Here is a 17,144-nt window from a genome sequence, read left to right as displayed (position 1 = left end):
CGATACTATCGCTCATAGCCGGATGGCTGACGATTTTCTTGCTATCGCAGTTTTGCAGGCATCGCTTAACTGCTTGATACGCGCCAAAAGTCCAATATCATAATGGTGGTTATGTCTGTCATGATGCCTTCTCGACACATTCCATTATGGATCATGAGTATGAAAACCTTCCTTTCAGTATGTTTGGCTGTTTTAGCCTTTCAATCAACGATTGTATATGCCGCTCAATGGGATTTGATTTTTGCGGGTCAATTACTGGCTATTCCCGGTGAACCTGTGGCTAATGAACAAAGCGTAATTTTAAAAGACGGCCGGGTTCATAGCGTTGAGCCGGGCTATATTGACCCTCAGAGTATTGACCGCAGTGCTTCAGACACTTTAGAAATACACGATTTAAAAGACCACTTTGTGATGCCTGGATTTATTGATGGCCATGTGCACCTTACTGTATATATGGCGTCAAACGAGTCGATGAATTGGGTGAGAATGTCTGAGGCTGACTTTGCTATTCGGGGTGCGAAATACGCGAAAGATACGCTTTTAGCCGGTTTTACCACCGTGCGTGACATGGGCGCATTTTCGGGCGATTCCATTTATGCTATTCGAGATGGTATTAACAATGGCGACATTATTGGACCGCGAACATACGTTGCAGGCCATACTATTTCCATAAATGGTGGCCATGGTGATATTACGCATTCCTACAAGCAATCAGTAGCGGATGCAATTCGCAGCGCGGGTATCTGCGATGGTGTGAGCGAATGCAGAAAAGTCGTCCGTGAGCAAATTCGTCGCACCGCTGATCATATCAAACTCACTGCTACTGCTGGTGTGTTATCAGAAAGCGCTGCCGGTTTAGAACAGCAGTTTTTTGACGATGAGTTAAAAGCCATTATCGATACCGCGCACTTAATGGGCGTAAAAGTGGCGGCTCATGCGCATGGTGCGCAAGGGATCAATGCAGCTTTACGGGCAGGGGTCGATACCATTGAGCATGGCACATTTTTAAACCAAGAGAGTATTCAACTGTTTGTTGAAACCGGCGCATACTTATCGCCCACGTTGTCTGCAGGGGCAAGCATGGAGCCGCTTGTTAATGACCCGAATAGCTTTTTAACACCTATTCAAAGAGAAAAGTCAGAAATGGCGCTCACGAGAGGCAAACAATACGTGCGGGAGGCGCATAACGGTGGAGTAAATATCGCACTCTCAACAGATGCGGGCGTGATTGAGCATGGCAAAAATGCATTGGAGTTTGAACTGTTGGTTAATTGGGGTGGCATGACACCCATGGAGGCCATAAAAGCTGGCACCATAAACGGCGCCGACAACATCGGTAAGCTCGATGAGTTGGGCAGTATTGAAGCGGGTAAGTGGGGAGATATTGTTGCAGTAAAAGCAAACCCTTTAGAAGATATCGCTGTGCTAAAAAATATAGATTTTGTGATGAAGGAAGGCGAGGTATACCTTAATCGCTAAGATGGATAAGTAATGCCTGACGCATCCGGCTGCTTATGAAGTAGGTAAAACATGTTTGTATTAATGGAGCGATTACGTGCCCATCTCATCTTTACCTAAATGGATTGAATATGGCGCATTTGTTCTGGCCTTTGTCGCTGGCATGATAAATGCGCTTGGGTTGCTAGGCTTTGAGCATCAAGCGGTATCCCATGTTTCTGGCTCTGCCACTGCATTAGGTATTGAGCTTTTTGAGTTTACACTCACGCCCATTATCCAACTGCTTGGTATATTGCTAGCGTTTGCTCTTGGCGCGGCTATCTCTGGTTTTATGTTGTACGGTAGCAGCTTAAAATTATCACGCCGTTATCACAGCGCTTTGTTTTTAGAGGCTTGCTTATTGTTTATCGCCTTTGTCATGTTGAACATGGGCTCTTTTTGGGGGCTTATGTTTGCGACCGCTGCGTGCGGACTGCAAAATGCACTTGCCACCACTTACAGTGGCGCGGTTATTCGTACAACCCATCTTACCGGTATTTTTACCGACTTTGGCATTATGATTGGCGCCGCCTTGCGGGGGGAGGCCTTTGATAAGCGAAAAGCGATACTTTTCTCTCTTATCATTTTGGGCTTTGTAACCGGTGGTTTTGTCGGTGCGGTGTTGTTCGAATACTTTTTGTTCAGAGCTATGCTTGCACCTACTGTTATTTGCTTGATTCTATCGTTAGTCTATCGTCAATATCAAAGAAAACACTTGATAGTTGATTGAACCCTCTGCGGGAAAGCTATGCGTCCAGCGACGAGTCGGGATTTGTAAATCTACTGCAATTTTGAGCAAATAAAGCCGTAAACAATTCAAGAAAGTCAACAAAATCATAAGTATTAAATCATGTCTGTGGATACTTTAGTAAGTAAACTATGTATTTGCTAATGCATGGTGTATCGTGTGTTTTTTGAGCGCTTAAGGCGGGGTTGATAGCACATTGTTTATTACGTTATCTAGCAAATACAAAAAAGGAAATTAAGTATGGTCAATGCAATGCAAAGCGAAGATATACAAGCGATAGAAAAAGTCATGCAAGCCTATGTGCAAGGCGGTCAAACAGGAAATAACGATACACTGCGCCCTATCTTTCATGAGTTAGCTACCATTTGTGGTTATGTGGGCCCCGATTTGTTTGCAGGTCCAATTGAGATGTTTTATGAGTGGCATACTGAAAATGGTCCTGCTAAAGATCTCACCGCACAAGCGCCAAAAATCGATATCGAAGGCAGCGCAGCAACGGTGCGCATCGAACTTGATAACTGGACCGGGCATCGTTTTAGCGACTTTTTTACACTGGCTAAAATTGATGGTCAGTGGCAAATAATGAGTAAGGTGTTTTTCTTACACGAATAAACATCGTAAAGGTACTTTTATGAAAAGAATTTTAATTATAGGAGGACTAGCAATTAGGCGCTATGAATGAGTAACCCCTAATTGCTAGAGCGTGCTTTGGTGCTATTGCGCTGAGCCTTGCGCAATAACGACCGTTGGTTTATTGGAAAAGGCGTGATGCTATATTCGGGATACACTTCTGACGGGCATGTTTTTAATATAGTCACGCATGCCAATGCGTGTTTCGTCATTTCGGCCTGTGAGTGCAAATTCATGAATGACGATTGTGGGGTCGACCACAATGTTGCGCTCGCTCATAATATTTAGCGTGGTTTGTAATGTGCACTATTTTAGATAAGATGTCATATAAATTTCGGCATCCAACATCCATTGCTGATCCAACGCACTGTATCGCCATTTTGCATTGTAGCTACCTGAAAAAAGCGTATTTCCATTTAGTTTACCTTTCCAATCACCATACTCCATGGCCATGTTCCCAAGTTTAGATACGACCACACAATGAGGCGTGCGGATATAGATTGTGGGTGGTTCTGGACTATCAAAATCGCTTTGCCAAATAGCTAGCTGGGCTTGTTTACCATTAAACAACTCGCTATCTGTGCCGGTTACAAGAGTGACGTTTTCATTGAGTATAGCGGCTATTGTATCGATATCGGATTGTATAATGGCATCATTGAAACGTTCTCGTTGCTCCATAACTTGGGCAGAGGCTTCATTGATATCACATTTTAATTCGGCAAATGCAGGGTGGGTGAAAAGCGCTAATATTACGACTAAGAATGCTGGTAATCGCATAACATATCCTATGTATTTTTAAATGTTTAGCCATGCGCATGTTATAGTTAAAGCTGCTGCGTAATTAAAACTTCTGCTGACGAAACACCTTCACATCGCTGAGGCTAACAATACCCGGTTGGTCTTCAAAATACTCTTCCATCAGGCGAGTTGCAATCCGGTCAGCCATATTGGGGTCAAGCACAATGACTTCAATTTTGACTATCCTAAACTCATCAACCATCGATAAATGTTGCGCCGGATGTAAATGAAAGGAGCCATTGCCGCCGCCTTCAAAAATGGTATAGCCTTTGGCGCCTTCTTGTTCAAGTACCTCAAGAATCTCTTCTTCAAAGACCTTCTCTGTCATGATTGATATGAGTGTTGCGTGATGTTTCATAGTAATGCCTTTTTACCCGCTAACTAAAAAACGATAGTAGCGAGCTCTGTGAATAAGGGGATCCCAATTGCAATACAAATGGGCGTACCGATACTGGTCGACGAGCCAATAAAGGCCGATGGATTGGCTGATGGAATGCCTGCGCGCAGGGTTGGCGGGCCAGAAATATCTGAACTTGAAGCGGCTAAAATCGCCAACAATACCACGCCGCCGGGGCTAAACCCGGTGAGATGATGAGCGATAATACCAAAGCCAAATGCGATGCCGCCGTGCAAAAGCGGGGCGATCGCGGCATACACAGCATACCAGTGTGCTACGCGTCTTAGCTCTGACAGTCGCTGCCAGGCTTCAATGCCCATAATGATCATCAGAATCGATAAGAACCCGCGGAACATTGGGTTGTAAAAGCTTTCATAAACCGGCTCAGGTTTGGTAAGAAGGCCTAATAGTAAACCTAAAATCAACGCAGAAAGTGCAGAGCCCTGCAGGCTATCGATGACAATTTCTCGGATGTTTACTTCTTTGCGTTTATGTTTGTGGGTACTTTTGAGTTCTTCTTTTTGCGTTGCAAGGCGGCCAAGTACAATAGCCAATACCAAGGCAGGGATATCCATAAACGGATACAGGGCCGACACCCAAGCCTCATACTCCATGCCTACATCATCTAAATGCAGCATGGCGGCTGCAAAGGTAGACGCGGAGACGGCGCCAAATAAACCAGCGGTTGCGATAGCGTCAACAGGGCGAATGCCAGGCAAGCGTGCTAACGCGATTTTACCGATGAAAACAATAATGACACCAATTAACACGGCAAAAAAAGCAGGCAAAAGCAACTCAGCCAAATTAGCATTGCGAATTTCCATGCCGCCTCTTAGGCCAATTTTCATCAGCAGCACGAAGATAATAAATTTATAGACTTGGTCGGGTATGTTTAGGCGACTGCCCATGGCGGCCATAAACATGCCGCCGAGTAAAAAACCGAGCGTGGGTGTTTGAAACCCAGCCAAAATGAGACTGATAAAGCCAGAAAGTGCTTCCATAGGATATTATATAACCTGCAATTGCTATCAAAACGTGATGATAGTGAACTAAAGGGTTTTGTCTTAACGCACATTAAAAACATAGTGTAGCGTAAAACCCTGATTTACCAAAAAATGATATTACGAGAATGAAAATAAATACGTGCGCAAAACGATATCTAGGCTGTTGGCCAGTTTTTACCTATCAGCAAAACTTTTATCCTTAAGCCATCAATTAAATGGTTTACACAAAGGGTATTATCGTGAATTCATCTACATTTGCTGGGCAGAAAGGAGCAACGCTACTAGAACTAATGATTGTGGTTACACTCATGGCTATTCTCCTTACCGCGGTAATACCCAGTGCTGCTGACATCATCGATAAAAGCCGAGTAACGGCGCAAGTCAATCACATCAGTAGCGTGCTGCAATACACTCGCTACAATGCAATCGACGAACATACAAGCACCAGCTTATGCCCCACAAATAATTTGCGTGACTGCGACTTTCGAGATTGGAATTTGCCAAAGATGCTTTTTTCAGATCGCAATTTTAATAACATACGCGATGAAAATGAGGCCTTAATTTATGCCACTCAAAAAACAGGTACTGGGGTTTCGATGACAGGGCCTCGACGAGCGCTTAGGTTTTATGAAAACGGCGTGATTGGCAGCCCTGCAACATTGGTTATTTGCCCCGAGCGGGATGTGCCAAAACTCAACCGCGCGCTATTTGTGAGTCTTCAAGGCCGCGTTAGACTCAGCGAAGATCGCAATCAAGATGGCATACATGAAAAAGGTAATGGCGATCCTTTGGTGTGTTGAGCAAAGACTATATTGCGCTTCGCAGTTAAACGATGATTTCCCTTGTGTAAAGGAAAACACCTACGCTAGTATGGGACTTGCTTTTCATCCGTTAACAGGAATTAGTCTATGCAGTTTAATCAAGCGCTTACCGATGAGCTTAACCTTATTTTGAAGTTCCCTAGTGACAGTTTGCTACAAGGTATAAAGATCCATAAAGATGCGGGTGAAGAAGTGGTGGCCGCAGTGCAACGTCTGTACGAAAAAGGCATTGTTACCCAAGCCGACGGTGGCTATTTGACCGACTTAGGTCACGACTTACATGCTCGTATAGAAGTGGTCGCACAGGCACTAAATAATACCGAAGCAAAATAATCCAATCTGTTCAATAACGAAGGAGTAACCATGCAATACCTTCATACTATGATCCGCGTCAGTAATTTAGACGACACCTTGCGTTTTTTCTGTGATTTACTTGGCTTGGTAGAGGTCAATCGCTATGAAAATGAGAAAGGTAAATTTACCCTTGTATTTTTGTCAGCGCCCGATGATTTAGGGTTGGCAAAAGAGCGAAAGGCTCCTCTCGTTGAGCTTACCTACAACTGGGATAGTGAAGAGGAATATGGTAATGGCAGGGCGTTTGGCCATTTGGCCTATCGTGTGCAAGATATCTATGCATTATGCCAGCGTTTAATGGATAACGGTGTTGATATATTGCGCCCGCCACGAGACGGACACATGGCCTTTGTAAAATCACCCGATGGTATTTCCATCGAGCTGCTACAAGCTGGCGACTCACTGCCGCCTCAAGAGCCTTGGGTCTCGATGGAAAATAAAGGTTCTTGGTAACATAAGCGTTAATTTCATACCTAAGGCACAACTTATGATTGTGCCTTTTTTGTATCTGCGGGGTATAAATCAAGACTTTATTACCTTAGTGGAACGCCATGCTTCGTCATTCTTTATTCGCGATAACAACTGTCCTTGCTGCAATGTTGATAACGGCCACCTCTGCGCAAGCAGAAGAAATTGACTCTCCAGACAGAGATTTAACCGGTTTTGAAGCCGCAGACGAAAGCCAGCCCCTATGGGAGTTCGGTGCAGGTGGCGGTTTTGTGGAAGTGCCTAACTACCCAGCATCATCAGAGCGAAACTTTGTTGCGCTAGCCGCGCCGTATTTAATTTACCGCGGAGATGTATTTCGTGTTGGCGGTGGAGGCGGTGCCCGAGCGGTGGTTGTAGAAGATCGTAATTTGGAAATAGATATTTCCTTAGGCGGCGCATTTTCTGCCGATAGTGACGAGAACACTGCACGAGAAGGCATGCCGGAGCTAGATTTCTTGTTTGAAATTGGCCCTCAACTTGTATATCGCGTGAAAGATTTTGATTTTGAAGGCGGTGGAAACGGACGGTTAAATTTGCGCATGCAGGCGCGCGCAGTATTTTCAACTGACTTTGACCGCATCGATGATAGAGGATATGTGTTTGAGCCGGAGCTTGCCTATCAGCAGCGTGGACGACTGTTTGAAAACACCGGATTAAATGCGTCTTTGAGTTTAGTGTTTGCGACTGAAGAACTGCATGATTATTTTTACCAAGTCGATGAGCCGTTTGTAACCAGTCAGCGTGGCTTGTATGACGCATCAGGCGGATATTTAGGCGCGCAATTGGGCGTGAGTTTCTCATTTCCCATTCGGGAAAATATGCGTGGGTTCTTAGGCGGCTCCTTTCGCTTCCATCAGGGTGCTGCGAATGAAGATAGCCCGTTGTTTGAAGATGATATTACCTACAGCATTGGCGCTGGGTTTGTGTGGCGATTGTATAAAAGCGAAACAAACGCTAACTGGTAATTAATATTCAAGCAAAAGCCTTCTGGGAACGATAACCACTATAGGTGTGCAAAGCACATCATACTAGCGGTTGTTTATGCTCCCAGGAGGCGAAGTGTATACCCTTTCTCAAGTGCACATTGATATGGCGCGCAACTCCACTGACGATTTTAATCTGTTTCATGATCAGTTTCGTTGGTCGTGGGTGAGAAACAATCCGTTTAAAGGTCCTATTTCTCTGGCGTTTCAGCTTGGTTGCGTGATTGAAACGCACCTACCGCAAAACAGCCCTCATATTACCGTGGATATGCTCCGCTTCAGCAGTTTTGAGTTGAATTTTGTGCACATTATCAAACTTGGCGATGTACTAGAGGCTGAGGTTAAAAAAGGTAGGCTCATCCATACGCCAGATGGCAAGCAATACTCAAGTCGCGTGTGTTTGCGAGTGAACAACAAGCCCGCGATCGTAGGCTTTAAAAGAGACGGTGAATTCCCTACCTTAACGCCTGAATTTCCAGAGCTGCTATTGTCTGAGCTACATGAATCGCCAGACCGAAGTTTTATTGCCGACGGCGAATACTTTTTAAAACGCAAATGGATGATTGTGGGCAATGCCAAAAACTTTTTGTTGAGCGCTTTTGCTGACCAAACCAATTACATTGATGAGTTTGCCAATAAGGTGACCTTTCCTCAGATGTACCCCTTATCTTTGATTTCGTCAGCACTATTAGAGCGAGCGCAGGCCGCAAAATACGATCTCATCAAACATCCAATGGTCTATACCTCCCAGCATTTAAGTGTGGATAAAGCCCAGTTGAAGGAGCTGCGCAGTAACGATGCCTTGCATATCCTCATCAAACGTCCGGTATCACTTGAAAACGGCAACGAGCGCATTATATGTTTTGGCTACGTAAATCAGCAAACTCCCATGTTTATCGCACAAGTCGATTTGGTGCCTGTGTCGAAGCTACCGTAGTCGCGCAAACCACCGGTTATAGGTTGACGCTTTGCTCCATACCATCAATCCCTAAAATTGACGGGGTGTGAAGTACAGTAGAAAACACATCGCCATCGCTTTGGATCAACAAGTCTTTAGTCGTCTTTATCAACTCGTCGCAAGAAGAGCCACCGGCGGGCGCCGCTACCGTGTAGGCAACCGTACAAGCAATGTTTTTGCCCGAATGAGGGTGGTTAGCCATAAAATGTGGGTGATCGAGTTTGTCTTGAATCTGCGATACTTTGAGCTGCGCCCCTTGCACGCTGCAATCAGACAAAAGCAGCGCAAACGTGTTGTCATCCAGTGATGCAAATAGATCGCCTGGCCTCGCGCCGACGCTACACAAGTCATCAGCCATGCTGGCAATGACCGCATAGTATTCATCTAAACCATAATCTTGTTTAATCAAGGCTGTATTGTTGACCTGCACAAATATCAAAGACAAATGATGCCAATATCTTGCGCAACGTGACCACTCTTGGCGCAAAACTTCATTGAATTTTGCCGCATTCGGTAGATGCGTCAACGGGTCAATGTAAATAAGTGATTCGAGTTTTTTGGTTTTGTGATATTGATGAATATGGTGATTCAGGCGTGCACACAGTTCAGCATTATCAAAAGGCTTCGCTAAAAAGTCAGCACAGCCAAGTTCAAAAACCTGAGTTTTGATCACCGGGTCAATCAGCACCGATAAAAATACCCGTGGGATATCGTTAAAGCTTGGGGCTTCTTTAATTCGATGGCAAAACTGTAACCCAGCGCTGTCTGCTTCACTGATGGATACATCTAATACGATAGCGTCAGGCAATGGTGCACGGTTTAACAGTTCCCAGGCTTGGTCGGTAGAGTTAATAAACGATACAGAGTAGTGTTTTGCTAGTTCAGAGAAGTAGTGCTGCTGCTCAAGCTCGCCAGTGTCTATCACCATGATGCGATGCTTTTGAGGTTCACTTTGATGTTGTTTTGTTTCCATGTCCAGTCACTCCTGTGTTGCTTTCAACACATACTAACTGCGTATGGTGGTTGTCTTGACAATAACAAATTACACTAGCTTTTAGTGCGGGGCAAATGAAAACCGTCGAAACCTAGATTAAGTCTTTTTTAGAATACGCAAATATATCAATTATTTTAGGATTGATGAGTTGCAAAGCTAGTAACTACATCATCTATGACTATAATACACGTCCTTAATGACATGCTATGAAATATAACGGGTGGCGCAATGAGTCAAAGCACACAAACTGACGTAAACAAATGGACTATCGAGGATGCTGAGCGCGTTTATGGCGTATCTAGTTGGGGCGGTGGTTATTTTGAAATTGGCCAAAATGGACACGTGCATGTCATTCCAGAACCTCATCATCATAATGTGCGCATCGATCTGAAGGCGGTAATTGATGAGATCCGCGATGAAAACATTCAATTTCCCGTGGTGGTGCGCTTTCACGATGTGTTGCGCTCGCAGGTGGTCAACTTGAATGAAACCTTTGCTGAAGTAATTGCCGATGCAGGCTATCAAGGCAAATACAGAGGCGTTTACCCAATTAAGGTAAACCAAATGCGCGAAGTCGTCGAAGAGATTGTCGATGCCGGCGCGCCATACGATTACGGACTTGAAGCGGGCTCTAAGCCCGAATTGCTCGCGGTACTGGCATACAACACTAACCCCAATTCGTTGACAATTCTCAACGGCTACAAAGATGAAGAGTTCATCAAACTCGCGCTTCTTGGGCGTAAATTAGGCCGTAAAGTGGTTGTGGTGATTGAAAAGTTCAGTGAGCTTACCTTGCTAATCAAGGTGTCAAAAGAGATGGGTATTTCGCCCATTGTGGGCTTGCGCGCAAAAATGCAGTCTAAAGGCCAAGGCAGATGGCAGGGTTCAAGCGGTGAGCGAGCTAAATTTGGACTGAACATTTCTGAAATCATCAAGGCGGCACGTTTACTTGAGCAAGAAGGCATGTCAGATACCTTGCAGTTATTGCATTTTCATATTGGCTCACAGCTACCTGAAATTCGCGCTATAAAAGACGCAGTAAATGAAAGCGCCCGCATATATTCAGAGCTTGTCAAAATGGGCTTTGGCTTGAAATATGTTGATGTAGGAGGTGGATTAGGCATTGACTATGATGGCAGTAAATCCACAGCTGACTCCTCGCGCAATTACAGTGTTAAAGAATATGTGGCTGACGTTATCTATGGTATGCGTGAAGTATGTGACTTAGAGGGCGTTCCTCATCCTCATATTGTGACCGAAAGCGGCAGAGCGATTACTGCGCACCATAGCTGTGTAATCACCGAGGTGGTAGGCGAAATAAAACCTGACGGTGCCCAGCTTGATACTAGCGAAGGCAGTAATGACCATATTCTGTTGAAGAATATGCGTGATTTGGCTAAATACCTTTCTGCCGATATCAATTTGCAAGAATCATACAACGATGCCACCCAATATAAAGAGCAAGCTTCTGATGCGTTTAAATTGCGCGTAATCAGTTTAGAAGAGCTTGGCAAAATTGAGACTTTGTATTGGCAAATCATGCGCAAGATTAAATATTTTTACGCCGACCGTGATTTTGTGCCAGAAGAAGTGCAGTCCCTAGACTTCTCGCTATCGTCGCAATACCTATGCAACTTTTCTATTTTCCAGTCTGCGGTAGATAGTTGGGCGATTGATCAAATCTTGCCGGTTGTGCCCATTACCGGGCTTGAAAATGCACCCGTCAACGACGGTTCATTGGTAGATATCACCTGTGACAGTGATGGAAAAATCGATAAGTTTGTTATCGAGCACGCCATTGATCATGTGCTTCCTATGCCTAAAATCACCCCGGGAGAACCTTTTTACTTAGGTTTGTTTTTAACTGGTGCTTATCAAGATGTGATGGGCGATATGCACAATTTGTTTGGCCGCTTGAATGAGGTGCACATTTTTAGTCACGATGATGACCCCCAAGATTTTTACATCGAAGAATTTGTGCGTGGTTCGAGTGTAGAGCATGTGTTGTCTGTGATGCAGTATCATCCAAGCGCCATGGCGATTGACGTTAAGAAGCTAATCGATAAAGAAGTGGCAGCTGGGAATATTAAACCTCGAGAAGGGGTGAAATGGACCGATTTCTACGAGCATTGCTTGGCAGGCTATACCTATTTGAACACCACGAATAAGTAATACCGTTAGACTAGGTCTTGGTCAAACCCTAAAGAGGCGTATGCTTTAACACGATTGCGCCCTTCTTTTTTGGCTTGGTACAAGGCTGAATCGGCTTGCAAAATGAGCTGTTCAGGAGAGTGTTTCATTAATGGAACGACGGTGGTTACGCCGGCGCTTATGGTCACACAATCGAGCGTCGTTAGCTTTGTGGTGCTGTGTTTTAAGCGCTTGCTTTCAACATATTTTTGCAGGCGTTTAGCAAATGCGAGTGCGCCATTGGCATCGATGCCGGGCAAAATAACCGCAAATTCTTCACCGCCGTATCGTGCGACTAAATCGCCTTTGCGATTGGCTTGTTGCTGAATTAATTGCGCGACTTCTATTAAGCAGTTGTCACCTGCTACGTGGCCGTAGTGGTCGTTGTACTCTTTAAAATAGTCGACATCTAGCATCACTAGCGATAATGCAGTGTGGTTGCGATACGCGCGGCCTAGCTCGGTGTCTAACACTTCATCAAAATAGCGCCGGTTAAATAAGCTAGTTAACGAGTCTCTGCGAGAAATATCATAAAGCTGGCGTTCAACCAGTTTACGCTTATCGATTTCTTGCTGATTTTGGTAATTCAGTTCGATCGATTTTACAAATGCGCGATTTACGCCTCTTATCAACGACAGCAAAATGACCATAAATGTAATGATAGCAACGCCGACTACCATGGCTCTTTCGTCAGGTGCTTCAAATAATAAATATGCAGAGGTTAAGGCTGAAACGGGCACGACCATGCACACGATTGCGTAAACGCTGGCAGCGTAACTTACCGTCGTTGCGCCACATAATCCAAAGATCAGTAGGCCCATTGCAAACACAAACTCGGGTTTATCTAGAGGGGTGAGAACTATGGCAGCATAGGCGTATGACAATGACAATAAAACGGTTAAAGCAGTCCAGGCATTCAGCCATATGCGCTGACTAAAACGGTTTTCAGCATAGATACGATAAGCTCCAGAGAGACTGAATCTGGCCATTGAGATAACACCTGAGAAGACTAACCATGGTAGCAACGCTTGATACGCAATCTCCCCATACAACCAAAAACCGTAAATACTGATTGTGCACACGTGTGCCATCAATACGCTGCCTGCCGGCGCAAAAATTAGATCAACAATATCCTTTTGAGTTCTCTGCGCTACGCTTGTTGGTTGATGTTCTTGGGTCAAAATTTACCTAGATTGGTTTGATTGTACTAATGAATATACTCGAAAATATATCGGCCGACACATAAATAAATTAAGGGGTTTGATAACGGATGGCTTTTGCCCAAAACTCAGCGGTCACTTCGTTAATCAAGTTACTCTCAGCATTCATTAAAAATGCATATCCAATGCCTAGCTCAGGGGAGAAAGACACATCAGCACGATATCCTTGTACCCAACCACCATGGTAGTTTAATTGTACATTGTCAAAATTGTATACGCGCCACCCAAGTCCATAATGAGCGCTTTTTAGGTGGCCACGCCATGCTCGGCGGTTTAGCTCATTTTTGGTTTGTACGCGTGGCAAAGTCATTTCGGTGACCATATCGGCGGTTATAACGTCAGGGTATTCTAGCAACATTGCCCGTAACCAAATTTCCATATCACTTGCGCTGGCGTTTATACCCGCGGCTGGAGAGAAGCGATAATAATCGTCTTTTACCCTCACTTTCGCCCATCGATTTCTGGCAATGGCGGCGTGAGGTTTAGCCCAGCTTTCAGATTTTTGCAGTGCTTCTTTGCCAATGCTGGCCGACATATTTAGGGGCTTGAATATGCGCATCTGCATCAGTTGGGAGTAAGAAGTATCGCGTTGCTGAAGGTGTTCTTCTATGACTCCAAACAATGCGTTTTGATAGGTATAACAGTAGCCTGGCTGACACAACGGTTCTAGCTTGGTGAATTCTGTAAGCACACGTTGGCGTTTATAATTCGCCTCAATCAGATTGTCGTATGCATTTGGCATAAACCCCGTTGACTGGCCGATAATGTGGCGCAGCAGCAGGGGTTTATCGGGGTATTTATCAAAATTATATTCTGGTGTGAGGGCTGAAACGGGGGTTTGCCAGCTAATGGTAGAGGCAATGGGGTTTTCAGCGGATATCAGCGCCGCGGTAAAGGTTTTAGACACCGACGCCAGTCGAAATACGGTATCACTGTTGATGGCTTCGCCACGTTTTTCAGTGCGTCCGAAGGTGTAAAACTTGGCGGGTTTGCCTTTTTCAACCACCACAAACACAAAACCAGGAATGTTACGATCACGAGCCTCTTGACGCACATCATTAGCAAAATCGTTTACCCACGACATCTCGGCCCAAGCAAAACTAGGCAACATGAAGTATAGGCTTAAAGCAAAGATAAAGGACGTGATGGTTCGATTCATGCGACTCTTTTTGTTGTTTTGTGCATATGATTAGTCTGTCAATAAAATAGTCAGTTCCGAAAACAACGTGTTTTTTATTATTGTTGTCGTACACTGCTATTCAAGTGCAAAGCATATCACTAAATGGACAATAATGTTAACGAGAGAACTGTGTCAACGTGCTCGTATGGCGAGAGATCCGCGCTTTGACGGACGATTTTTTATCCTTGTTCGCAGCACCGGAATATTTTGTCGCCCAGTGTGTAAGGTCAGAGCGCCCTTGGAGAAAAACGTAGATTATGCGTTCTCTGCTATTGAAGCCATGAACAAGGGATATCGGCCATGTTTGCGATGCCGTCCCGATTCATCCCCATACTCATATGCATGGCAAGGCGTGAAAACCACCGCGCAAAGAGCAGCCAAAATGTTGGTTGAAGCGCCACATCAAAGTATTGACAAAATATCTGAAAGGCTGGGGATCAGCGCGCGCTACCTGCATAAACTTATGCTCGCGCATTTTGATATTCCGCCTAAAAAGTATCGGGTGTTTCATCAGGTGTTAATGGCTAAACGCTTGCTGCATTACTCGAACATGAGCGTTGAGCAGGTTGCACATGGCGTTGGTTTTAACAGCGCTCGGCAGCTTCAAAATCATATTAAAAGTGTGACTGGCCTCACACCCTTACAAATTAGACAGTCAAAAAGAGTACCTATGCAAACACCGCAGCAAGACAATATGATTATCGTGCATTTACAGTATCAGGGGCCTTACGATTGGCCTGCGCTTAGAGACTTTTTTGCCAAGCGTTTAATTCAAGGTAATGAAAAGATAAGCGAGCATGCATTTACCAAGACGTTTTCTATCAATGGGGATGCGGTTGAAGTAACAATGCGCTACATGCCCAAGCAAAGTTATTTTGAATTGGATTATAGCCATGAATATGTGCATCACTGTGCGCAAATTATTAGCATGGCGTCGCGGATTTTAGATATTAGTGCCAACCCGTCGGTGATTGCGCCTGCTTTGGAGTTGTGTGGTTTACAAAGTGCTCAAATTCGACCGGGTTTACGTATTCCGGGAATATGTAGCCGCTTTGAAGCGGGGGTGCGAGCTATTTTAGGGCAGCAAGTGTCGGTGACTGCCGCCATCAGTCAGGTAAACAAATTACATGCTGCCCTGTCGCCAAGTGCCCATGAATTTGTGTCTCCCCACACCCTTTCACAATCCGATTTAGCATGTATTAAACTGCCCGAAACACGCAAAAATGCCCTCCGAAGCTTTGCCAAGTTGATGCATGAAGACCCCAATGCGGATTTTGAAAAATGGTTAGCAATCAAAGGCATTGGCCCTTGGACGGTCAACTATGTCAATTTACGCGCTACTGATAACCCTGATGTTTGGCTAGATACTGATTTAGTGATTCGCCAACGCCTCAAGGCCCTAGCAGAGGCTGGGCAAGCCATTGACGCAGACAAATGTGCCCCTTGGCGTAGCTACCTGACTTTTTCACTTTGGAACCTAGAACTATGATGTATAACAGCCAAATAAAAACGCCAATTGGCGTTTTGCAAATTCACGCCAACGATACGCATATTGTATCTATTGCTTTTGCAGATGAGCCTTTAAAGGTTCAGTCAAATGAGATAAGTGAGTTAGGTGCGGCGCAACTGTCACAATATTTCAAATGCCAACGAAAGCGCTTCTCATTGCCATTGAAAGCATCGGGGACCCAGTTTCAAAGCGACGTTTGGAACGCACTTTGTGATATTGACTACGGTAAGACAGCATCCTACTTAGATATTGCAACAGCCATTGGCAATCCTAAAGCATGCAGAGCGGTTGGCGCGGCTAACGGTAAAAATCCCATTGCTATTGTGGTGCCATGTCATAGAATAATAGGCGCAAACGGCGCATTAACCGGTTATGCCGGTGGCATGCATCGTAAATCTTACCTACTTACCCTTGAGAGCCGTTGATTGAAAACATCTGATTTTGCCGAATTGTTGCTGTTAGGCGCGATTTGGGGAGCATCTTTTATGCTAATGAAAGAAGCCGTCCCCGCTTTTGGTATTTTTGCTCTGGTAGAGCTACGTGCGCTGGCAGCCACATTATGTTTAATGCCATTGGTTTTTTATAAAGGCCAAGGCGGCGATTTAATCAAACATTGGCCAAAGCTCTTATTTGTGGGTGTGATAAACACCGCAATCCCATTTTGCCTATTCAATTACGCCTTATTGCACCTAGACGCTGGTTTAGGCGCAATCCTCAACGCCACCGCGCCGATGTTTGGTGTGGTCATCGCCTATTTATATTTAAAAGAATCCATTGGCTGGAAAGGTTTATTCGGCATCGGTTTAGGTTTTGCCGGTGTAGTGATGATTTCGCTTGAGCAAAAGGCTGGCTCACAGGCGCGCGCCATTACCTCATTGTTACCTATTTTTGCTGCCCTTGGTGCAACCTTTTGCTATGGCATTACCGCGAGCTATTTAAAGAAACACCTTGCTGACGCTCGACCTTTTGCTGTGGCGGCAGGCAGTCAGATGTTTACGGCTATTGTGCTGTTGCCATTCGCGCTAATGAATTTGCCCGATACCATGCCCACGTTAAGTGCATGGATGAGCGGATTAATATTGGCGTTTTTATGCACCGGTTTGGCCTATGTTATGTATTTTGACCTGATCAGCAAAATTGGTGCATCGCGCGCTATTACGGTGGGCTATTTAGTGCCGTTATTCGGTATTTTTTGGGGTGTGGTGATACTTGATGAAGTTTTATCTTTGCAATCAATCTTGGGCGGAAGCTTGATACTGCTCGGTGTCATGATGGCAACTAATGCACTATCAATAGTGAAAAAGTTACTCAAACCCACTAAAAAAAACTTAAAGCAATGCCCTTAAGGAAAACATACTGACAAATGCGGTC

At 44.8% G+C, this 17,144-nt stretch carries 19 protein-coding genes; 12 read left to right on the top strand and 7 right to left on the bottom strand.

Translation table 11 applies throughout. The features are described from left to right. Nucleotides 1–159: 159 nt before the first annotated feature. From KJ365_RS10750 to KJ365_RS10740, 3 genes are all read left to right on the top strand, one after another. Entirely contained in the window at nucleotides 160–1,479 is a 1,320-nt protein-coding gene (locus KJ365_RS10750) for a metal-dependent hydrolase family protein (RefSeq protein ID WP_214451656.1), read from the top strand. A 76-nt stretch (nucleotides 1,480–1,555) separates the two neighbouring features. Further along, nucleotides 1,556–2,227 carry a YoaK family protein gene (locus tag KJ365_RS10745; protein ID WP_352109387.1) on the top strand — a complete coding sequence of 224 codons (672 nt, stop codon included), beginning with the start codon at nucleotides 1,556–1,558 and terminating at the stop codon, nucleotides 2,225–2,227. A 258-nt stretch (nucleotides 2,228–2,485) separates the two neighbouring features. Then, a complete protein-coding gene (locus KJ365_RS10740) occupies nucleotides 2,486–2,857 on the top strand; it encodes a nuclear transport factor 2 family protein (protein ID WP_214451655.1) in 372 nt (123 codons plus the stop codon). 159 nt (nucleotides 2,858–3,016) lie between these two features. Here the strand turns inward: KJ365_RS10740 and KJ365_RS10735 are convergent, their stop codons facing one another. The 4 genes from KJ365_RS10735 to KJ365_RS10720 all read right to left on the bottom strand — a co-directional run bounded on the left by KJ365_RS10735 (nucleotide 3,017) and on the right by KJ365_RS10720 (nucleotide 5,071). Continuing rightward, on the bottom strand, nucleotides 3,017–3,154 hold the full coding sequence (locus tag KJ365_RS10735; RefSeq protein ID WP_214451654.1) for a hypothetical protein: 138 nt from the start codon (nucleotides 3,152–3,154) through the stop codon (nucleotides 3,017–3,019). A gap of 27 nt (nucleotides 3,155–3,181) precedes the next feature. Then, entirely contained in the window at nucleotides 3,182–3,652 is a 471-nt protein-coding gene (locus KJ365_RS10730) for a YybH family protein (protein ID WP_214451653.1), read from the bottom strand. A 64-nt stretch (nucleotides 3,653–3,716) separates the two neighbouring features. Beyond that, a complete protein-coding gene (locus tag KJ365_RS10725) occupies nucleotides 3,717–4,031 on the bottom strand; it encodes a P-II family nitrogen regulator (protein WP_214451652.1) in 315 nt (104 codons plus the stop codon). Between the two features lie 23 nt (nucleotides 4,032–4,054). After that, the gene (locus KJ365_RS10720) at nucleotides 4,055–5,071 is read right to left on the bottom strand and encodes a sodium-dependent bicarbonate transport family permease (RefSeq protein ID WP_214451651.1); all 1,017 of its coding nucleotides are present in this window, start codon (nucleotides 5,069–5,071) and stop codon (nucleotides 4,055–4,057) included. 242 nt (nucleotides 5,072–5,313) lie between these two features. Here KJ365_RS10720 and KJ365_RS10715 point away from each other — a divergent pair, with 242 nt between their 5' ends. The 5 genes from KJ365_RS10715 to KJ365_RS10695 all read left to right on the top strand — a co-directional run bounded on the left by KJ365_RS10715 (nucleotide 5,314) and on the right by KJ365_RS10695 (nucleotide 8,658). Then, the gene (locus tag KJ365_RS10715) at nucleotides 5,314–5,874 is read left to right on the top strand and encodes a GspH/FimT family pseudopilin (RefSeq protein WP_214451650.1); all 561 of its coding nucleotides are present in this window, start codon (nucleotides 5,314–5,316) and stop codon (nucleotides 5,872–5,874) included. A gap of 108 nt (nucleotides 5,875–5,982) precedes the next feature. Further along, nucleotides 5,983–6,228: a TIGR02647 family protein gene (locus tag KJ365_RS10710; RefSeq protein ID WP_214451649.1), complete on the top strand. Its 246-nt coding sequence runs from the start codon at nucleotides 5,983–5,985 to the stop codon at nucleotides 6,226–6,228. 30 nt (nucleotides 6,229–6,258) lie between these two features. Then, complete coding sequence (locus KJ365_RS10705; protein ID WP_214451648.1) at nucleotides 6,259–6,702, top strand: VOC family protein; 444 nt, start codon at nucleotides 6,259–6,261, stop codon at nucleotides 6,700–6,702. A gap of 98 nt (nucleotides 6,703–6,800) precedes the next feature. After that, on the top strand, nucleotides 6,801–7,703 hold the full coding sequence (locus tag KJ365_RS10700; protein ID WP_214451647.1) for a MipA/OmpV family protein: 903 nt from the start codon (nucleotides 6,801–6,803) through the stop codon (nucleotides 7,701–7,703). Between the two features lie 94 nt (nucleotides 7,704–7,797). Continuing rightward, nucleotides 7,798–8,658, top strand: a complete 861-nt coding sequence (locus tag KJ365_RS10695; RefSeq protein WP_352109385.1) for a hypothetical protein — start codon at nucleotides 7,798–7,800, stop codon at nucleotides 8,656–8,658. Nucleotides 8,659–8,674: 16 nt separating this feature from the next. Here the strand turns inward: KJ365_RS10695 and KJ365_RS10690 are convergent, their stop codons facing one another. Continuing rightward, nucleotides 8,675–9,652: a GGDEF domain-containing response regulator gene (locus KJ365_RS10690; RefSeq protein ID WP_214451645.1), complete on the bottom strand. Its 978-nt coding sequence runs from the start codon at nucleotides 9,650–9,652 to the stop codon at nucleotides 8,675–8,677. 249 nt (nucleotides 9,653–9,901) lie between these two features. Here KJ365_RS10690 and speA point away from each other — a divergent pair, with 249 nt between their 5' ends. Then, nucleotides 9,902–11,845, top strand: coding sequence for a biosynthetic arginine decarboxylase (gene speA, locus KJ365_RS10685; protein ID WP_214451644.1), 1,944 nt, complete (start codon nucleotides 9,902–9,904; stop codon nucleotides 11,843–11,845). A gap of 5 nt (nucleotides 11,846–11,850) precedes the next feature. On the opposite strand, the gene KJ365_RS10680 is transcribed toward speA, so the two are convergent. Next, a complete protein-coding gene (locus KJ365_RS10680; protein WP_214451643.1) occupies nucleotides 11,851–13,044 on the bottom strand; it encodes a GGDEF domain-containing protein in 1,194 nt (397 codons plus the stop codon). 70 nt (nucleotides 13,045–13,114) lie between these two features. Then, nucleotides 13,115–14,242 (bottom strand): serine hydrolase domain-containing protein, encoded by a 1,128-nt coding sequence (locus KJ365_RS10675; protein ID WP_250884161.1) that lies wholly within the window; start codon nucleotides 14,240–14,242, stop codon nucleotides 13,115–13,117. A gap of 133 nt (nucleotides 14,243–14,375) precedes the next feature. Between KJ365_RS10675 and KJ365_RS10670 the strand changes: the two genes are divergently transcribed. Genes KJ365_RS10670 through KJ365_RS10660 form a run of 3 tightly spaced genes read left to right on the top strand, consistent with a single transcriptional unit; the run spans nucleotide 14,376 to nucleotide 17,119 of the window. Next, nucleotides 14,376–15,752: a DNA-3-methyladenine glycosylase 2 family protein gene (locus KJ365_RS10670; RefSeq protein ID WP_214451642.1), complete on the top strand. Its 1,377-nt coding sequence runs from the start codon at nucleotides 14,376–14,378 to the stop codon at nucleotides 15,750–15,752. After that, complete coding sequence (locus KJ365_RS10665) at nucleotides 15,749–16,198, top strand: methylated-DNA--[protein]-cysteine S-methyltransferase (RefSeq protein ID WP_214451641.1); 450 nt, start codon at nucleotides 15,749–15,751, stop codon at nucleotides 16,196–16,198. Before KJ365_RS10670 ends, KJ365_RS10665 begins: the two co-directional genes overlap by 4 nt. Further along, nucleotides 16,199–17,119 (top strand): DMT family transporter, encoded by a 921-nt coding sequence (locus KJ365_RS10660; protein WP_214451640.1) that lies wholly within the window; start codon nucleotides 16,199–16,201, stop codon nucleotides 17,117–17,119. Nucleotides 17,120–17,144: the final 25 nt, after the last annotated feature.

The organism is Glaciecola sp. XM2 (genome assembly GCF_018595715.1).
Taxonomy (GTDB): domain Bacteria; phylum Pseudomonadota; class Gammaproteobacteria; order Enterobacterales; family Alteromonadaceae; genus Glaciecola.
The sequence above is the reverse complement of the archived record's forward strand: the minus strand, read 5'-3'. Positions and strand labels throughout refer to the sequence as shown.

What these genes read in the sequence shown, in the direction of transcription:
- KJ365_RS10750 (WP_214451656.1), top strand. Translation starts at nt 160, where the DNA reads ATGAAAACCTTCCTTTCAGTATGTTTGGCTGTTTTAGCCTTTCAATCA.
- KJ365_RS10740 (WP_214451655.1), top strand. Translation starts at nt 2,486, where the DNA reads ATGGTCAATGCAATGCAAAGCGAAGATATACAAGCGATAGAAAAAGTC.
- KJ365_RS10735 (WP_214451654.1), bottom strand. Translation starts at nt 3,154, where the DNA reads ATGAGCGAGCGCAACATTGTGGTCGACCCCACAATCGTCATTCATGAA.
- KJ365_RS10730 (WP_214451653.1), bottom strand. Translation starts at nt 3,652, where the DNA reads ATGCGATTACCAGCATTCTTAGTCGTAATATTAGCGCTTTTCACCCAC.
- KJ365_RS10725 (WP_214451652.1), bottom strand. Translation starts at nt 4,031, where the DNA reads ATGAAACATCACGCAACACTCATATCAATCATGACAGAGAAGGTCTTT.
- KJ365_RS10720 (WP_214451651.1), bottom strand. Translation starts at nt 5,071, where the DNA reads ATGGAAGCACTTTCTGGCTTTATCAGTCTCATTTTGGCTGGGTTTCAA.
- KJ365_RS10710 (WP_214451649.1), top strand. Translation starts at nt 5,983, where the DNA reads ATGCAGTTTAATCAAGCGCTTACCGATGAGCTTAACCTTATTTTGAAG.
- KJ365_RS10705 (WP_214451648.1), top strand. Translation starts at nt 6,259, where the DNA reads ATGCAATACCTTCATACTATGATCCGCGTCAGTAATTTAGACGACACC.
- KJ365_RS10700 (WP_214451647.1), top strand. Translation starts at nt 6,801, where the DNA reads ATGCTTCGTCATTCTTTATTCGCGATAACAACTGTCCTTGCTGCAATG.
- KJ365_RS10690 (WP_214451645.1), bottom strand. Translation starts at nt 9,652, where the DNA reads ATGGAAACAAAACAACATCAAAGTGAACCTCAAAAGCATCGCATCATG.
- speA (WP_214451644.1), top strand. Translation starts at nt 9,902, where the DNA reads ATGAGTCAAAGCACACAAACTGACGTAAACAAATGGACTATCGAGGAT.
- KJ365_RS10675 (WP_250884161.1), bottom strand. Translation starts at nt 14,242, where the DNA reads ATGAATCGAACCATCACGTCCTTTATCTTTGCTTTAAGCCTATACTTC.
- KJ365_RS10670 (WP_214451642.1), top strand. Translation starts at nt 14,376, where the DNA reads ATGTTAACGAGAGAACTGTGTCAACGTGCTCGTATGGCGAGAGATCCG.
- KJ365_RS10665 (WP_214451641.1), top strand. Translation starts at nt 15,749, where the DNA reads ATGATGTATAACAGCCAAATAAAAACGCCAATTGGCGTTTTGCAAATT.